Origin of the sequence: Agrobacterium sp. DE0009 (assembly GCF_007680755.1) — a bacterium.
Classification (GTDB): Bacteria; Pseudomonadota; Alphaproteobacteria; order Rhizobiales; family Rhizobiaceae; genus Agrobacterium; species Agrobacterium tumefaciens_B.
The window spans coordinates 343,390-359,625 of record NZ_VEIU01000003.1 but is presented as its reverse complement, the minus strand read 5'-3'; the positions used below and the strand labels follow the sequence as shown (position 1 = coordinate 359,625).

Here is a 16,236-nt window from a genome sequence, read left to right as displayed (position 1 = left end):
CAAGGAAGGGCGAACGCACGACCATGGCGAGCCTCGATTTTCTCGACACGTTCAAAAAGAGTCCCGTGGCAAAGGCCTGGCGCTCCTTCGGCAGATGGCTGCGCCACTGGCTCCCGACAGGTCTTTATACCCGCTCGCTGCTGATCATCATCCTGCCGATGATCCTGCTTCAGGCCGTTGTTGCGGCCGTTTTCATGGAGCGCCACTGGCAGCTGGTGACGGAACGCCTTTCGGCAGCGGTCACGCGCGATATCTCGGCAATCATCGCCTTGCTACAGACGGACCCGGAGGAGGACGACTATCAGCGCGTCATCCGCATCGCCCGCGAGAAACTCGATCTCAGTGTCTATATCGAGCCCAAGACAGAGCTGCCCGCACCAAAGCCAGAGCCATTGTTTTCGATCCTCGACAGGATCCTTGCGGATCAGTTGCAACAGCAGATCGGCCGGCCGTTCTGGATCGACACCTATGGCAACGGCTCGCTTGTCGAAATCCGCGTGCAGTTGGAAAACAAGACACTCCGTGTCTTTACCAGCCGCAGCTCGGCCTATGCCTCCAACACGCATATCTTTCTGGTTTGGATGGTCGGCGCTTCGCTGGTGTTGATCGCCATTTCCATCCTTTTCCTGCGCGGCCAGATCAAGCCTATCGAAGCGCTGGCAAAGGCGGCCGAAAACTTCGGTAAGGGCCAGAAAATGAGCGGCTACTCCCCGCGCGGCGCAGACGAGGTGCGGCGCGCCGGCCTGGCCTTCATCCTCATGCGCGAGCGAATCGAGCGGCAGATGGAGCAGCGCACCGCCATGCTGAACGGCGTCAGCCACGACCTGCGCACCATCCTCACCCGCTTCAAGCTGCAACTGGCGCTCGCCGGCGACAATCCCGACCTCGAAGGGCTGGATAAGGACGTCGAGGACATGCAGTCCATGCTGGAGGCCTATCTGACCTTCGCCCGCACCGATGTCGAAGAGGATGTCGGCACGCTGGAACTTCCGGCACTTCTCGAAAAAATTGGCCATGATTTCGAACTGCACGGCAAGAAGTTCAGCTACGAGCTTTATAATATCGAGAGAATCATCGCCCGTCCGAACGCCCTGTCGCGTCTCGTTGCGAATCTGGCTGAAAATGCGCGACGTTACGCCAGCAATCTCCACGTCGATATCCGCAAGGCGCCACGTTCCATCATCATGACCTTTGACGACGATGGTCTCGGCATCCCTGAAATCTCACGCGAAGATGTGTTCAAGCCGTTCTTCCGGCTGGACGAGGCGCGCAACCTCAATGCTTCCGGAACGGGCCTTGGCCTCTCCATCGTGCGCGATATCGCCCGTAGCCACGGCGGCGATGTGACGCTGGATGACAGCCCGTTGGGCGGCTTGAGAGTTATCGTCAAAATTCCGGCGTGACGCCTCAACAGCGTATTCGCGTCAGCACATTTTCTCGCCGTTCGGCACTGCGCGCTCAACCGCGGCCAGCACGATATCGCCGTTCGCATCTGCAAAACCGAGCGTGAGAACTTCGGACCGGAAAGGGCCGATCTGGCGCGGCGGAAAATTCACCACGCCCAGCACCTGCCGGCCGACCAGACTTTCCGGCGTATAATGCACCGTGATCTGCGCCGAGGATTTCTTGATGCCGATGTCGGGTCCGAAATCGATCTTTACCTTGATTGCCGGCTTGCGCGCTTCGGGAAAAGGTTCAGCTTCGACAATGGTGCCGACGCGGATATCGACCCTCTCGAAATCAGCATAGGAAATCTGCTCGCTCATGGCCTTTCCCTTCAGCCCGCCAATTCTTCAGCGCGGGTTTTAGCAGCAGCGACGGCCCTGTCGAACAACGGCTGCATACCATCATCCGCCATCAGCACGGCAAGCGCGGCAGCCGTGGTGCCGCCGGGCGAGGTCACATTCTGGCGCAGGCGTGATGCCTCATCGGCGGATTGATGCAGGAGTTCGCCGGCACCGGCGACGGTTTCACGCGCGAGACGCATGGCAATGTCGGCCGGAAGCCCCGCCTTGCGACCGGCTTCCGCCATGCATTCCACCAAATAGAAGACATAAGCCGGTCCGCTTCCCGAAACCGCAGTCACCGCATCGATATCGCTTTCGGCGTCGACCCATTCGACCGGCCCGCTCACCTTCAGCAGCCCGTCCACGACGCTTTTCAGCTCGCCAGTGACAAGAGCGTTGGCATAAGCGCCGGTGACACCACGGCCCACCATCGCCGGCGTGTTGGGCATCGCCCGGACCGCGGCAACCTCTCCGAAATGCGAAACGAAAGTCGCAATCGTCGTGCCGGCGGCAATGGAAACGAGGACAGTTTCCGGCCCCAGCAGGGGCTTTAGCGATGGCAGCACGGCATCCATCATCTGCGGCTTCACCGCCACGAAAAGAACACCGGCCTTCACCCCATCGGGAACGGTTTCACTGTGTGACGCGCCGGCCTCCGCAATCGTCGTGCGCATGGCGTCGGAAGGGCGCGGATCAATGACGATGACCTTCGATCCCGGCACACCCTTCTTCAGCCAGCCGGACAGCATGGCGCCGCCCATATTGCCGGCGCCCACCAGAACGAGTGGCCCGGAAGCCTTGTACACCATGTTACGCTTCTCCCACGGTCTCGAACATGACCGCTTCGATTGCACTTTTAGCATCGAGTCCAGACCAGACGACGAACTGGAAAGCCTGATAATATTGCTCGCAGGCCTCCAGCGCGCTCGAAAGCAGAACTTCCACCTGCTGGTTGTTCGGCTCGGCACCACCGGAGAGAAGCAGCGACTGGCGGAAGATCACAACGTCTTCCTGACGCCACAGGTCGAAATGACCCATCAGCACCTGACCGTTGACCTGCGACAGCAGGCAAATGACTTCGTTGACACGGTGGTCCGGCACCTTGATGTCGAAGGCGCAGGCAAGATGCAGCGCTTCGAAATCTTCCATCCATGCAAATGAAACGTGATAATCGGCCCAGTGGCCCGCCACAGTCATGGCGATCTCGTCCTCGCCCGAACGCTCGAACGACCAGTCATTCGAGGCAGCGACAATCTCGATCATATCGACGGGATTGGACTGACGCTCAATTTCAAATTCTATCAGACTCATGCGGCACCTTCTCAGCCGATCGGAATGTCGTGTTTTGAACGCCGGGCACAAAACGCACACACCAACCGGGATAAACATTTGAGACGATTGCCCGACACCACCAGAATTACGCATTCACCCTGTCTGGAGCTTACCGGTCTTTTCGAATCATCATTTAAAATCAGTGTATAATGGCCGAGTCCCGCTGCCACCCCTCGCCCGCCATTTTTACCTTTTGAACAGTGGATATCTTCTTGCCCATCACCTCAGGCGAGAGTCTTAAGCGACTCTGCCGATTGCGTTTTTTGGAAGTGTCCACAGGCACAAAAAATTCGCGTCGAAACGCAATTTTCGGCAACCGAAGGTCACGTTGCCGGGTGGGGCCTGAAAAACGAAAAGCCCCGGAATCGCCTGCGATCCGGGGCTTCTGAGGAAAAGCGAAAAAAATCAGTCTTTCGCGGCCGAGAGCCTTGCTTCGAGAGCCTCTATGCGGGCGCGCAGCGCGTCATTTTCATCCCGGGCCTGAATGGCCATCTCGCGAACCGCGTCGAATTCCTCGCGGCGGACGACATCCAGACTGTTCAGCCAGCGATCCGCCTGCGCGTGAAACGCCGCTTCCGCTTCCTTGCGCACACCCTGCGCGGCACCTGCCGCATCGGTCATCAGCTTGGCGAATTCATCCAGAAAACGATTGGTGCCTGTCGTGCTCATGGCGCTTGTCCTTCGTCGGTTCAGGGGCATCGTCTTGCCCGCTGTTGATAGCATTCAGGTAGGCACTCCACCGCCACCTTGCAAGCAAAATCGAAAATTCCCGGGAGCTTGCGCCGCCTGCGGCAGGTTAAGCCAAAGCTTAAAGAATCACCTTGACCGCCGCGACAGCAATCGCCATTTTCCATGGCGTCAGGGGGCCGGTGAGCATCATCGCCCGGCCCTTTGCGACAACGGATCGATCCGTTGTCCGCCCAGCAACGATGACGGAATATATACGGATTGATAGCCGCTCCCACCTCTCTCGCCATCATGCCATTCCCGAATATCGATCCGATAGCGCTGTCCATCGGTCCTCTGGCGATACACTGGTACGGCATTGCCTATGTCGCGGGCATCATGCTCGGCTGGCTTTACGCGCGGCGCCTCGCCCGCACGGATCGACTGTGGCCGAACGACGTCTCGCCCATCTCGGCCCAGCATCTTGACGATTTCATTCTCTGGGCAGCCGGCGGCATCGTGCTCGGCGGGCGCATCGGTTACATCCTGTTTTACGATCTGGCGGCCGTTGCCGCTAATCCCATCCGGGCCATCGAAATCTGGAACGGCGGCATGTCGTTCCATGGCGGACTGATCGGCACGACGATCGCCATGATCCTTTTCGCCCGCAGAAGCGGCATCCCGGTCTGGAGCATGTTCGACATCGTCGCCGCCGTTGCGCCGATCGGTCTGCTGTTCGGCCGCATCGCCAATTTTATCAACGGCGAGCTGTGGGGCCGCATTGCCGATGTACCGTGGGCCGTCGTGTTTCCGACGGGCGGGCCCTTTGCGCGCCATCCCAGCCAGCTTTATGAAGCCGGCCTCGAAGGGCTCGTGCTGGTCATTCTTCTGGCCATTGCCATCTATGCCTTCAAGTCGCTGAAAAAGCCGGGCACCGTCACGGGCATCTTCGTCTGCGGCTACGCGCTGTCGCGCATCTTCGTGGAATTCTTCCGCGAACCGGATGCCCAGATCGGTTATCTCGCCGGCAACTGGCTGACGATGGGCATGGTGCTGTCCACGCCGATGTTCCTTTTGGGTCTCTGGGCGATCCTGCGGGCGTGCAGCGCCGCAAAAACTGCCTGATGGGTATGGCCAGCCATGACCACACCGCTCGCGCACCGCGTCAAATCCCTTATCCGGCTTAATGGTCCGCTCAGCGTCACGGATTACTTCTCGCTGTGTCTCGCCGATCCCGAACACGGTTATTACAAAAGCCGCGAACCCTTCGGCCGTTCGGGTGACTTCATAACCGCGCCCGAAGTCAGCCAGCTTTTCGGCGAAATGCTCGGCGTCTTCGTGGTCCACGCATGGCAGCGGCATGGCGCACCGGCGCAAGCACAGCTGGTGGAAATCGGACCCGGCCGCGGCACCATGATGTCGGACATGCTGCGGGTGATCCGCCGCATCGCGCCACCGCTTTATGAGACAATGCAGGTCCATCTGGTCGAGACGAGCCCGCGCCTTACCGAGGCCCAGAAGGAAACGTTGCGGGCGCATGCGGATAAGCTGACGTGGCACGATAGTTTCGACGATGTGCCCGCCGGTTTTCTGCTGCTGGTGGCGAACGAACTCTTCGACGCGATCCCAATCCGGCAATTCGTGAAGACCCCACAGGGGTTCCGCGAAAGGGTCGTCAGCCTAGATGCGAATGACGACCTCGTCTTTTCAACCGGCCTTGCAGGCATTGATCCCAGCCTGCTGCCGCCGCAGCCCGACCGGCAGCCCCTTGGCACCATATTCGAGATTTCTCCCGCCCGCGAAGCTGTGATGACCGCCATCTGCCAGCGCCTGTCTGCCCATGGCGGCACCGCGCTCGCCATCGATTACGGCCACCTCGTCGCCGGTTATGGCGATACGCTGCAGGCCATGCGTAACCACGCCTTCGATCCGCCGCTCGCCCATCCCGGCGAGGCGGACCTCACCAGCCACGTCGATTTCGAAAGCCTTGTGAAGACGGCGCAGGCGACTGGCGTGCACGTCAACGGAACATTGAGGCAGGGCGACTTCCTCTATGGCCTTGGCCTCAAGGAAAGGGCCGGCGCGCTCGCCGCCAAGGCGACACCGGACCAGACACTTGCGATTGCCGAAGCCGTGAACCGCCTTGCCGGCGAAGGGGCCGGCAAAATGGGGGAACTTTTCAAGGTCGTTGCCGTTTCAAGTCCCGCGATCCATCTCCTGCCGTTTCGTCCGGTGGATTGACAGCGCAACAGGCTCTGGGCCAACATCGCCGTGACACACGACGCAGGCACACTGCATCACACCGCCGCGCAACGCCGCGGCAACCGGAAACATCTCGCTCAACCCTATCTCACTGGCCAACAGCGATATTCTCCAAGGAATTCCCACCCAATGCCGAACGTTACGCTGCCGCTCCCGCTCCAGTCTCCGCTGCTCGCCGCGTCAGGGCAAAATCGCGTCCGCCATGGTTTTTTCACCCGTCAGGGCGGCGTGTCGGAGGGACTTTACCAAGGGCTCAACGTCGGCCTCGGCTCGCACGACGAACCGGAAAGGGTCACCGAAAACCGCCGGCGTGTGACGGAATGGTTCGGCCTTCCCGCCGATCGTCTCGCAACCGTGCATCAGGTCCACTCGCCCGATGTCGTCGTGGTCGATGACACCTATGACGGCAGCCGCCCGCAGGCGGACGCCATGGTGACGGCAACGCCGGGTTTCGTGCTGGGCGTCCTGAGCGCCGATTGCGGGCCTATCCTGTTTGCGGATGCGGGAGCGGGTGTCGTGGGTGCCGCCCATGCCGGCTGGAAGGGCGCGCTCTTCGGCGTGCTTGAAAACACCATCGAGACCATGACGAAGCTCGGCGCCAGACGTGAGCGCATCCTCGCCTCGCTCGGCCCCTCCATCAGCCAGAACAATTACGAGGTCGGGCCGGAATATGTGGCGCGCTTCACCGATATCGATCCAGCCTATGCGGCGTACTTTGCTGGGACGGACAAGGAAGGCCACGCCCTGTTCGACCTCAAGCAATTCACCATAGACCGCCTGACCAAGGCCGGCGTGCAGGCGGAAAATCTCGGCCTCTGCACCTATCCGGACGAGGAGCGGTTTTATTCCTATCGCCGCACCACCCACCGCGCCGAACCCGATTACGGACGGCAGATTTCTGCAATTGCAATTCTGGAGGACTAAGATGGCCCTGCACTTCGAGCTTTCGGAATTCGATGCCCGTCGCGAGCGGTTGCTCGCAAAAATGGCCGAGGAGAAGCTGGATGCCGTTCTCCTGTTTGCGCAGGAAAGCATGTACTGGCTGACCGGCTATGACACGTTCGGTTACTGCTTCTTCCAGACGCTGGTGGTGAAATCGGATGGCTCCATGACGCTGCTGACACGCTCGGCGGATCTGCGCCAGGCCCGCAACACCTCCATCATCGAAAACATCCTTTTATGGGTCGACCGGCCGAACGCCGACCCCACCCTCGATCTCAAGAACCTGCTGAGCGACCTCGACCTTCTGGGTGCCAAGATCGGCGTGGAATACGACACCCACGGCATGACCGGCCGGGTCGCCCGCCTGATGGACAACCAGCTTGCCAGCTTCGGCCAGATGGTTGATGCATCCTATCTCGTCAGCACCCTGAGGCTCGTCAAAAGTCCCGCCGAAATCGCCTATGCCCGCAAGGCCGGCCAACTGGCCGATGAGGCTCTGGATGCTGCACTGCCGCTCATCAAGCCCGGCGCGGACGAAGCTGCCATTCTCGCGGCGATGCAGGGCGCGGTTCTGGCCGGCGGCGGGGACTATCCTGCCAATGAATTCATTATCGGCTCGGGCGCGGATGCGCTTCTTTGCCGCTACAAGGCAGGCCGTCGCGTCCTCGACAGCAAGGATCAGCTGACACTGGAATGGGCTGGCGTCAGCGCCCATTATCACGCCGCCATGATGCGTACGGTGGTGATCGGCGAACAGGATTTCCGCCAGAAGGAACTCTACAGCGCCTGCCTGCAAAACCTGACCGCGATCGAGGAGGTGCTGCGCCCCGGGCATACGTTCGGAGACGTCTTTGACGTGCATGCCCGCGTGATGGACGAGCGTGGCTTGACCCGCCACAGGCTGAACTCCTGCGGGTATTCGCTCGGCGCGCGTTTTTCGCCCTCCTGGATGGAGCACCAGATGTTTCACGCCGGCAATCCGCAGGAGATCACGCCCGATATGACACTCTTCGTGCATATGATCGTGATGGATTCCGATTCCGGCACGGCCATGACCCTCGGCCAGACCTATCTGACGACCGAAGGTGCTCCCGAACCCCTCTCGCGCCATAACCTCGATCTTCTCACAGCTTAAATCGCCACCGGGTTTGACAGACTAGGAAAACCGCCCTTACATTGCGCCACCTTGGGCACGAAGGAGCGGAACATGAGAGGGAAAATCGCATGAGCCGGACGGGAGGCACCTCCCTTTTCCCGGCCATCGTTGTTCCAGCGCTGGTGCTGATCCTGTCCGGCTGCAACACGACCGAGGCGCTGACGCCGCAGGTGGATGTTGGCCACAACGCCTCGCAATCGACGCCGGTGACGCAGGGCGATCTCGACCAGATGGCCGCCGCCGCCGACCGCGCGCCCACCGGCGCGCCTGCTATCGGAAGTTCCGTGCCCGCCTATGCGCCGCAGAACTCGTTGCAGGCGCAGGCACAGGCGATCTCAAACGGCAACCAGTACGGCGAGCCGCTCCGCGAGAGCCAGGCCGCTGCCCTGCCCGCTGCCCCTGCTCAATCAGGACAAAGCCAGGAAACGGCGTCGCTCGCGCCCGCCTCGCCGACAAACTCTATCCGCTTTCTGCCGATCATCGGCGCACCTGTGCAGGCCGTCACACCGCTGTCGCGCCAGCTCGGGGCCGAAGCGCGGGCGAAAGGGCTGACCATCCGCGCCTCCAATGACAATTCGGCCGAAAACATCCTGAAGGGATACTTCTCCGCCTTCGCCGATGGCGGCAAGGTCAATATCGTTTACGTCTGGGACGTTCTCGACGCCAATGGCGTGCGCCTCCACCGCCTTCAGGGGCAGGAAAGCATTGCGGCGAAAGGCAGCGACCCCTGGGCTGCAGTCACCGACAGGGTCATGCAGGATATCGCCGCCAAGACGCTCAGCGACTACACGTCGTGGAAGCAGACACAACGGGGATGAGGTAAAACACGGGAGAAGTCACAGAGATTTCAGGAAAATCATTGCGAAAGCGTGGAGTCCTCTTGCAATCGGAAGCAACAGCGCTATTAAGGCGCGCATGGCAACAAGGCGTATCCGGCAAGGCTTTTCGGCCGGATGTTCCTCCCCTTGAACGACGCTTGGTTACGGTGGATTGAGCCCCGTGGCGCAAGGCGATGGCATGGAAACAGGCGGCCGCAATGAAGGTTTTCGCAGGCAATTCGAACCGGCACCTTGCCGAAGCGATCTGCAAGTATCTTAATGTTCCTCTCGGAAATGCCACTGTAAAGCGGTTTGCTGACCAGGAAATATTCGTAGAAATCAGCGAGAACGTGCGCGGCGAGGACGTCTTTATCGTCCAGTCCACTTCCTTCCCGGCAAACGATCATCTGATGGAACTTCTCATCATGATCGATGCCATGCGCCGGTCCTCGGCCAAACGAATTACGGCGGTGCTTCCCTATTTCGGTTACGCCCGCCAGGACCGCAAAGCAGGGCCCCGCACCCCGATTTCTGCCAAACTCGTTGCCAATCTCATTACCGAAGCCGGCGCCGACCGCGTCCTGACCCTCGATCTTCATGCCGGCCAGATCCAGGGCTTCTTCGATATCCCCACCGACAATCTCTTTGCAGCGCCCATTCTCGCCCGGGACGTGAAGGACCATTATGACACCAACAATGTCATGGTCGTTTCACCTGACGTCGGCGGTGTGGTTCGCGCCCGCGCGCTCGCCAAGCGCCTCGACTGTCTTCTCGCCATCGTCGACAAGCGTCGTGACCGTCCCGGCGAATCCGAAGTCATGAACGTCATCGGTGACGTCTCGGGGAAGGATTGCATCCTCATCGACGATATCGTCGATTCCGGCGGCACTCTCTGCAACGCCGCTGAAGCGCTGCTGAAAAAGGGCGCGACCAGCGTTACCGCCTATATCACCCACGGTGTGCTCTCGGGCGGCGCGGTCGCGCGCGTCGCTTCCTCGAAGCTGCGCGAACTCGTCATCACCGATAGCATCCAGCCGACCACGGGCGTGCAATCCGCGCACAATATCCGCGTGGTCAGCACCGCCGGCCTGCTTGGCGAAGCGATCAACCGCACCGCACAGGAACAGTCGGTTTCCGGCCTGTTCGACTGACGAACGCGGCAGATACGCCCGTTAGTTTGCTCTTTCCAATCGCCCGGCTATATTTGCTGGGCGCTGCCTTTTAGTGCACCGGGATTGTATGAAATCGCACCCTCACCTTGCCTGATGAAGCGGAAACGTCAACGTCTTCACGATGGCGCCGCGCCCGGATCCGGCGGCCGTTGCAGGCGAGAGGCTCTGGCCTTTATCTTCGGCCACCAGCGCCAGACACGCGCAACCAAGGCATGGCGGCCATTGCGCCAGAGGCTCATTGCATCGGCAGAGACAGCATCACCGGTGAAAAGGTGACGGTGGCAGCTGATCGCCAGCGCTCGGTAAAGGAACAGGGTCGTCAGCGCCGAAAACAGGATGGACATCACCACGTCGCTGAGGAAATGCCCACCCGCCGCAATGCGCAATCCGGACATGAGGACGATCATGGCGGCGGCAAGGCCTCCCGCCACGAGTCGTCCGCGCCGTTCTAACCGCGGCCAGAGCAGCACGCAGAGCGGCAGAAAGAAACTGGCTATCAGCGCGGTTTCACCGGACGAAAAAGAGCAGTTCGAATAACATTGCGTACTGAACTGAAAGGGCGGCGTGAAAAGCTGATGTCCGCCAAACTCGGTCACGCTGAATGGGCGCGCACGACCAATCATCGCCTTGAGAACACCGTTGACGAGGAGCCCAGCGCAAAGGATCACCGGCCCACAAAGGAAGGCCCACACCCGCCAGCCGGTTCGCTGCAGGGCGGCGAGCCGCAGATTGCCGACCAGCATCACGAAGGCCAGAAACGCCGCAAGCTCGACACCTTCGCGCAACGTGTCGCGAATCCGGTCTGGTACGGGCTCCAGCCCGGGCCATGGCTGGCCCACCGGCGAAAAGAACAGGGCGGAAAAACGAAGATCAATGGAAGGAAAGGTTGCAAACAGAATGACGAGCGCCAGCGCGACGAGCGTCACCCAGATGGTAATGCGCATGTGGGCGAGATCATTGTCCATTGGCATTCCCCGGAATGCATTGTGGCGGAAGCCGCCAGAGGCCAATCTCCCGGCCTTCGACGAAGCCAGGCCCTGCGGTCCAGCGCGCAACCGGCGCCTCACCGCCAAAACATGCAGGCAGGCTGTCGGCGATTGCCAGATACAGCGGATTCTTCGCCTCGCCGGCTTTGAGAGGATAAAGAAGTGCATAGTGGCTGGAAGGGACGCCGGTCTCGGGCAAGGCGCGTGGCAGCACCTGTTTCTCCTCCCGCAGCTGGTAAAAAAGCTCGGCCAGTATCGAGCGATCGTTTGCGACGATGGCATCCGCCCCCGCCTCGCGCGCCCGCGACAGGCCGGTCGACACCAGCTCGGAGCGACCGAGATACCGCGCCATCGCCAGCTCACCGTTCGGCAGGCGCAATCCTGTTCCGGCGATGGTCATCAGCGGCAACGCAATCGCAACAATGCTACTGAGGACCAGGGTCGAACCGATAAGCCAACGCCGTGACGCCAGAACCGGCACCGCAAGCAGCACGCCGGCCGCATAGGCCCCGACCGCCCAGTTGGCGAGTGCGCGCGACATCAGGCCCTGGGCCGTAATGAGAAGCACAATCGGCATCGAGAGAGCGACCAGCGCACGGGCTTCCGCCGTCTTGGCGCGGATCGTCGCGACGATCATGCCGACAAAAACGAAGGGGCCGACAACGCCTGCCTGCGAGAAGAAGAATTCCAGAGCCGAGCCGACCTTAAGCTGGAGGCCGTGCCAATTTGCATTGTCGGCCGTGTGGCGTGCGGTCATAAAATCATGTGCAGCGTTCCACCACAGATTAGGTGCGATGACGGCAAGACAGACCAGTGCCGCAAGGGCCGCATCACGCAGCCGGATGCGCCAGGCGTCGCAAAGCCAGCCGGCTGCGATGAAGCAGGGAAGGAAATAGATCATCGCATATTTCGACATCAGTCCGAGGCCGAAACAGAGGCCAAGACCGATACTCCAGCCGAGACCCGACCTGCCCTGGCTGCGGGCAAGCGCAAGATTGCGCACCGCCATCATCGACAGCACGATGAACAGCATCATCGGCGTATCGGTCGAGATCAGGAGACTGCCGAGCGTTACGGCCGGCAGCGTCAGATAGACCATGGCAGCCAGCGAGGCCAGCCGGACATCATAGATCCTACGGCCCAGCACAAGAATGGCCGCAGCCGCAATACCATGCACGACAGGGGCGGCCAACCGCACCTGGAACGTGCCCTCGCCGCCCCCCAATATCGTTGCGGCACGGATGAGCCAGCCGATCAGGGGCGGCTTTGAATAGGCGCCAAGCGCCATCTCCCGGCCCCAGAGCCAATATTGCGCCTCATCCACGAAAAGATCCGTCCGATTGAAGGCCAGCGCTAAGACTCGCAGCGCCGTGACGACGATGATCGCCGTAACCGCAAATGTCAGCCAGCCGCGCTGTTCGCTCGCCTGCACATGGGGCAGAGCCACGCCATCATGCATGCTGGCGGCGTTCTGCATGGATCAACCAGAGATTTCTGAAATAGATGAGAAGGCCGGATGCCTGGCCGATGACGAAGACCGGGTCGCGCCGCCAGACGGCATAGGACAACAGCACCAGACCGCCAAGAACGGAAAAATACCAGAAGGTCACGGGCATGACCGAACGATTTGCCCGCTCAGAGGAGATCCACTGAAGCAGGAAGCGAGTGGTGAACAGCATCTGGCCCATGAAGCCCGTGCAAACCCACAGAAATTCCTCCCAGCTGTTCACATGCAGCATGGACCATAAAGCCGGTACATTCACGGCGACGTCTCCGTTATGAAGGTTTCCGCCCAATTCGAGCGCTTTCGCCGACGCAGCAGCCACGCCACGCCGATGAGATCGTAAATACCGACAAGCGCGCGGCCGATATTGGTATAGTGGGAGTTGCCGTGCAGCCGCGGCCGATGCGTGACGTCGACATGGGCGACCTGCCAGCCATCGCGGCAGAAGAGTGCCGGGAAATAGCGGTGGTGATGATCGAAATAGGGCAAGGCGAGATAGGCGTCGCGCCGGAACGCCTTGAGGCCGCAGCCAGTATCGCGCGTGCCATCCTTCAGGATGCGGGCGCGCAGCTGATTTGCAAAGCGCGAGGACAGTCGCTTTGCAAGCGTATCCCGCCTGCCGACGCGTTGGCCGGCGACAAGGCCCAGCCGTTGCGGTGCGGTGGCTGAAAGAAGAGGCCCAAGAAGTGTCGGCAGATTGTCGGGCGGGTTCTGGCCGTCGCCATCGAGCATGCACACGATCGGCGCCCGCGCTGCCTGGACACCACTGTGGATCGCCGCCGATTGGCCGCCCTGACGGTCATGCCGCACCAGCCGCAACATCGGGTAATCATCTGCGAGCGAAAGCACCGCTCTGACCGTGTCGTCGGAGGAAGCATCGTCCACGACCACAATTTCGAAATTGCCGACGGGCCTGCAGGCGGCAACGATCTCACCGACGAGCGTCTCGACACTCGCTTCTTCGTTGTGCATGGGCACGATCACGGCGAAATCCGGAATGGGTTTCACGCTGGCTCCGTCACATCCATCCGCATGGGCGCTGCAGACATTATTGCTGGTAGCGGGGAAAGGAGCGCGGAAAGCTTGCATGAATATGAACAGCCGTTGAACTTCTTCCGATATGCGCCTGTTCCATTGCAGTTTTATAACGAGCCCGGCTCGGTGGCAGCGCGCTATTTCCTCACGCGTAACGGGAAAATAATCGTACAATTCACCACGCTTTTAACGTGACCGTAAGCAATTCTTGCAACGGTACGGGCATGTTCTTTTGGGGGGAGGAAACAGGATGCCGGGTGTGAATCCGACTGCTGTCAAAACTAAATCATTGTCCATCAAGGCAAAATTTGCAGCGCTTGTAACGGGCGCAACGCTCGTTTCCTGCCTGTCCGTGGGGCTGCTGTCCTATGAGATGGGCAAATCAGGACTGATCGACGCCAGCGAAATCAGGCTCGACACGGTTGCAGGAAACCAGTCCAAGCAACTCGACGCCTATACGCTGCGCGTCGAGCAGAGCATTTCCGAACTGTCGCAGAATGCCGCAATTGCGCAGGCGCTCGAAACGATGACGACTGTCGTGCCGACGGAAAAAGACGCCATCATCGAAGCGTTTCGCCGCGACGGTGTTTCGGAGGAAGAACGCGCCTCCTTCAATGGCGAGGGACTGCGACTGCTTTATGCCATTCGCCACGCGACCATCAACGCCGCCATTGCCAGCGTCTGGCGCAACACCCGCGTCAGCGACATCTACGTGATCGACAAGAATGGCCTCATCATTTACTCCGTGACCAAGGGAAAGAACTTCCTGACCAACGTGGCGGAACCGCAGAACGCGGCCCTCAAGGACCTTTTCCAGCGCATCGAAGCCGGTAAGGACGGCGTCATCAGCACCACTGGTTTCAGCGGCGGCGAGAATGATTCAGCCATGGTCGGCATGCCGCTCGCCGTCTCTAACTGGGGTCAGTTGCAGCGCAAGGGCGCCGTCGTCATGCGCATCTCGGCGGATCGTATCGGCGCCGTCGTCACGCCCGAGGAAACCGGAAAATCCATCGATGACGCGGTCCTTCTGAGCACTGAAGGCAAACGCCGCGCCGGTGTGCTGTCCGGCGGCCCGGACGCCGCCGTTTCCAAAAATCTCGCGGCGCTGGCGGGCGCAAACGACGCCGGAATGGTGCTGGCCAAGACGTCTGCCGGCAACATTTTCTATGCCTACCGCCCCGTCACCGTCTTTGGCCAGAAGCATCTCCTGGCGATCGGCCAGCAGGAGAGCAAGGTTCTGGCAGCTGCCAATGATCTCGCTTTCTGGGCGACCGCCGCAACGCTGGCGGTGCTGGCGATCATGACGCTGATTGGCATTTTCGTGTCCGCCAGCCTCACCAAACCGTTAACCGGGCTTGCCGGATTGATGGAACGCCTCAACGGCGGCGAGAACAACATCGAGATCAAGGCCGTTTCCCGCGGCGATGAAATCGGCACCATGGCGCGCGCGCTGGAATCCTTCCGCCAGGGCATTCTTGACAAGCAGCGTATGGAAGAAGAAGCCCATCGCAAGGGCGAAGAACTGGACGAGGAACGCGCCCAGCGCGAAATGGAAAAGGCGCGAAGCGCAAAGGAACTGGAAGAAGCGGTCGATGCACTCGCGACCGGTCTTGCCAATCTTGCCGCCGGCAGGCTTGATCTTCGCATCGAGAAATCCTTCGTGCCGTCGCTCGATCACCTGCGCATCGACTTCAACAATTCCATGGCCGGACTGGAAGCGACGATCGCCAATATCGGCGAAAGCGCGAACGCCATCCGTTCCGGCTCCGGCGAATTGAAGAGCGCATCGGAAGACCTGTCGCGGCGCACCGAACGTCAGGCCGCGGCCCTTGAAGAAGCGGCCGCCGCGCTCGCTGACATGACACAGGCTGTAAACGTTTCGCTATCGCGCTGCAATGTCGCCGTCGAGGCCACGGCGGGCACGATGCAGGACGCCCACAAGTCCACGGCAGTCGTTAAAGAAGCGATCGTCGCCATGGAGCGCATCGAGACCTCGTCGGCCAAAATCCGCCAGATCATCGACGTCATTGACCAGATTGCCTTCCAGACCAACCTTTTGGCGCTGAATGCAGGCGTGGAAGCCGCCCGTGCCGGGGAAGCCGGAAAGGGCTTTGCGGTCGTGGCGCAGGAGGTTCGCGAACTGGCTCAGAAATCGGCAGCCGCCGCCCGTGACATCACGACGCTGATCGCCACCTCCGCCGGCGATGTGGAAAGCGGCGTGGCGCTGGTGTTGAAGACCGGTGAAAGCCTCGAGCAAATCCAGAAGCGCATCCAGTCGGTCAACGACCAGATCGGGGAAATCGCCACGGCATCGCGCGAACAATCCGGCCGCCTCAGCGAGATCAACGCCTCTGTCAACGAACTCGACCATGTCACGCAGCAGAATGCCGCGATGGTGGAAGAAACGACGGCATCGGCCTTCTCGCTGGCAAGTGAAGCTGACGGCCTCACCGAACAGGTTGCCCAATTCTCGGTTGGTCATACCCGCCCGCAGGACCAGCGTTACGCAGCATAAGCTTCAACAAAAGGCCGGAGGTGAAATCCTCCGGCCTTTTGCTTTGCCTTAACTCCGATCC

The 16,236-nt window shown here is 60.7% G+C and carries 16 protein-coding genes; 8 read left to right on the top strand and 8 right to left on the bottom strand.

Annotated elements, in window-relative coordinates; translation table 11 throughout:
* The first annotated feature begins 23 nt into the window (after positions 1-23).
* Complete coding sequence (locus tag FS804_RS14470) at positions 24-1,403, top strand: ATP-binding protein (protein WP_144577259.1); 1,380 nt, start codon at positions 24-26, stop codon at positions 1,401-1,403.
* A 21-nt stretch (positions 1,404-1,424) separates the two neighbouring features.
* Here FS804_RS14470 and FS804_RS14465 read toward each other — a convergent pair whose 3' ends face one another.
* The 4 genes from FS804_RS14465 to FS804_RS14450 form a co-directional block, all read right to left on the bottom strand.
* Positions 1,425-1,766, bottom strand: coding sequence for a tRNA-binding protein (locus FS804_RS14465; RefSeq protein ID WP_063950664.1), 342 nt, complete (start codon positions 1,764-1,766; stop codon positions 1,425-1,427).
* Positions 1,767-1,777: 11 nt separating this feature from the next.
* On the bottom strand, positions 1,778-2,596 hold the full coding sequence (gene proC, locus FS804_RS14460) for a pyrroline-5-carboxylate reductase (RefSeq protein WP_144577257.1): 819 nt from the start codon (positions 2,594-2,596) through the stop codon (positions 1,778-1,780).
* Between the two features lies 1 nt (position 2,597).
* Entirely contained in the window at positions 2,598-3,098 is a 501-nt protein-coding gene (locus tag FS804_RS14455; RefSeq protein ID WP_004442934.1) for a YbjN domain-containing protein, read from the bottom strand.
* A gap of 426 nt (positions 3,099-3,524) precedes the next feature.
* Entirely contained in the window at positions 3,525-3,788 is a 264-nt protein-coding gene (locus FS804_RS14450; RefSeq protein ID WP_063950666.1) for an accessory factor UbiK family protein, read from the bottom strand.
* Between the two features lie 309 nt (positions 3,789-4,097).
* On the opposite strand from FS804_RS14450, the gene lgt reads away from it, so the two are divergent.
* The 6 genes from lgt to FS804_RS14420 all read left to right on the top strand — a co-directional run bounded on the left by lgt (position 4,098) and on the right by FS804_RS14420 (position 10,114).
* Positions 4,098-4,910 carry a prolipoprotein diacylglyceryl transferase gene (gene lgt, locus FS804_RS14445; protein WP_186376820.1) on the top strand — a complete coding sequence of 271 codons (813 nt, stop codon included), beginning with the start codon at positions 4,098-4,100 and terminating at the stop codon, positions 4,908-4,910.
* A gap of 15 nt (positions 4,911-4,925) precedes the next feature.
* A complete protein-coding gene (locus tag FS804_RS14440) occupies positions 4,926-6,026 on the top strand; it encodes a class I SAM-dependent methyltransferase (RefSeq protein WP_063950667.1) in 1,101 nt (366 codons plus the stop codon).
* 150 nt (positions 6,027-6,176) lie between these two features.
* Complete coding sequence (gene pgeF / locus FS804_RS14435; protein ID WP_063950668.1) at positions 6,177-6,971, top strand: peptidoglycan editing factor PgeF; 795 nt, start codon at positions 6,177-6,179, stop codon at positions 6,969-6,971.
* A 1-nt stretch (position 6,972) separates the two neighbouring features.
* Entirely contained in the window at positions 6,973-8,124 is a 1,152-nt protein-coding gene (locus FS804_RS14430) for a Xaa-Pro peptidase family protein (protein WP_144577253.1), read from the top strand.
* 89 nt (positions 8,125-8,213) lie between these two features.
* Positions 8,214-8,963: a hypothetical protein gene (locus tag FS804_RS14425; RefSeq protein WP_144577251.1), complete on the top strand. Its 750-nt coding sequence runs from the start codon at positions 8,214-8,216 to the stop codon at positions 8,961-8,963.
* Between the two features lie 218 nt (positions 8,964-9,181).
* A complete protein-coding gene (locus FS804_RS14420; protein ID WP_003522877.1) occupies positions 9,182-10,114 on the top strand; it encodes a ribose-phosphate pyrophosphokinase in 933 nt (310 codons plus the stop codon).
* Positions 10,115-10,251: 137 nt separating this feature from the next.
* Here the strand turns inward: FS804_RS14420 and FS804_RS14415 are convergent, their stop codons facing one another.
* From FS804_RS14415 to FS804_RS14400, 4 genes are read right to left on the bottom strand one after another with little or no spacing between them, the layout of a single operon-like run.
* A complete protein-coding gene (locus FS804_RS14415) occupies positions 10,252-11,100 on the bottom strand; it encodes a phosphatase PAP2 family protein (protein WP_144577249.1) in 849 nt (282 codons plus the stop codon).
* Positions 11,090-12,598: a glycosyltransferase family 39 protein gene (locus tag FS804_RS14410; RefSeq protein ID WP_246665889.1), complete on the bottom strand. Its 1,509-nt coding sequence runs from the start codon at positions 12,596-12,598 to the stop codon at positions 11,090-11,092. Before FS804_RS14410 ends, FS804_RS14415 begins: the two co-directional genes overlap by 11 nt.
* Entirely contained in the window at positions 12,573-12,860 is a 288-nt protein-coding gene (locus FS804_RS14405) for a lipid-A-disaccharide synthase N-terminal domain-containing protein (RefSeq protein WP_144577537.1), read from the bottom strand. The genes FS804_RS14410 and FS804_RS14405 overlap by 26 nt, the downstream gene beginning before the upstream one ends.
* Before the next feature lie 20 nt (positions 12,861-12,880).
* Positions 12,881-13,720 carry a glycosyltransferase family 2 protein gene (locus FS804_RS14400; protein ID WP_144577534.1) on the bottom strand — a complete coding sequence of 280 codons (840 nt, stop codon included), beginning with the start codon at positions 13,718-13,720 and terminating at the stop codon, positions 12,881-12,883.
* Positions 13,721-13,910: 190 nt separating this feature from the next.
* Between FS804_RS14400 and FS804_RS14395 the strand changes: the two genes are divergently transcribed.
* Positions 13,911-16,175 carry a methyl-accepting chemotaxis protein gene (locus FS804_RS14395; protein WP_144577247.1) on the top strand — a complete coding sequence of 755 codons (2,265 nt, stop codon included), beginning with the start codon at positions 13,911-13,913 and terminating at the stop codon, positions 16,173-16,175.
* Positions 16,176-16,236 lie beyond the last annotated feature (61 nt).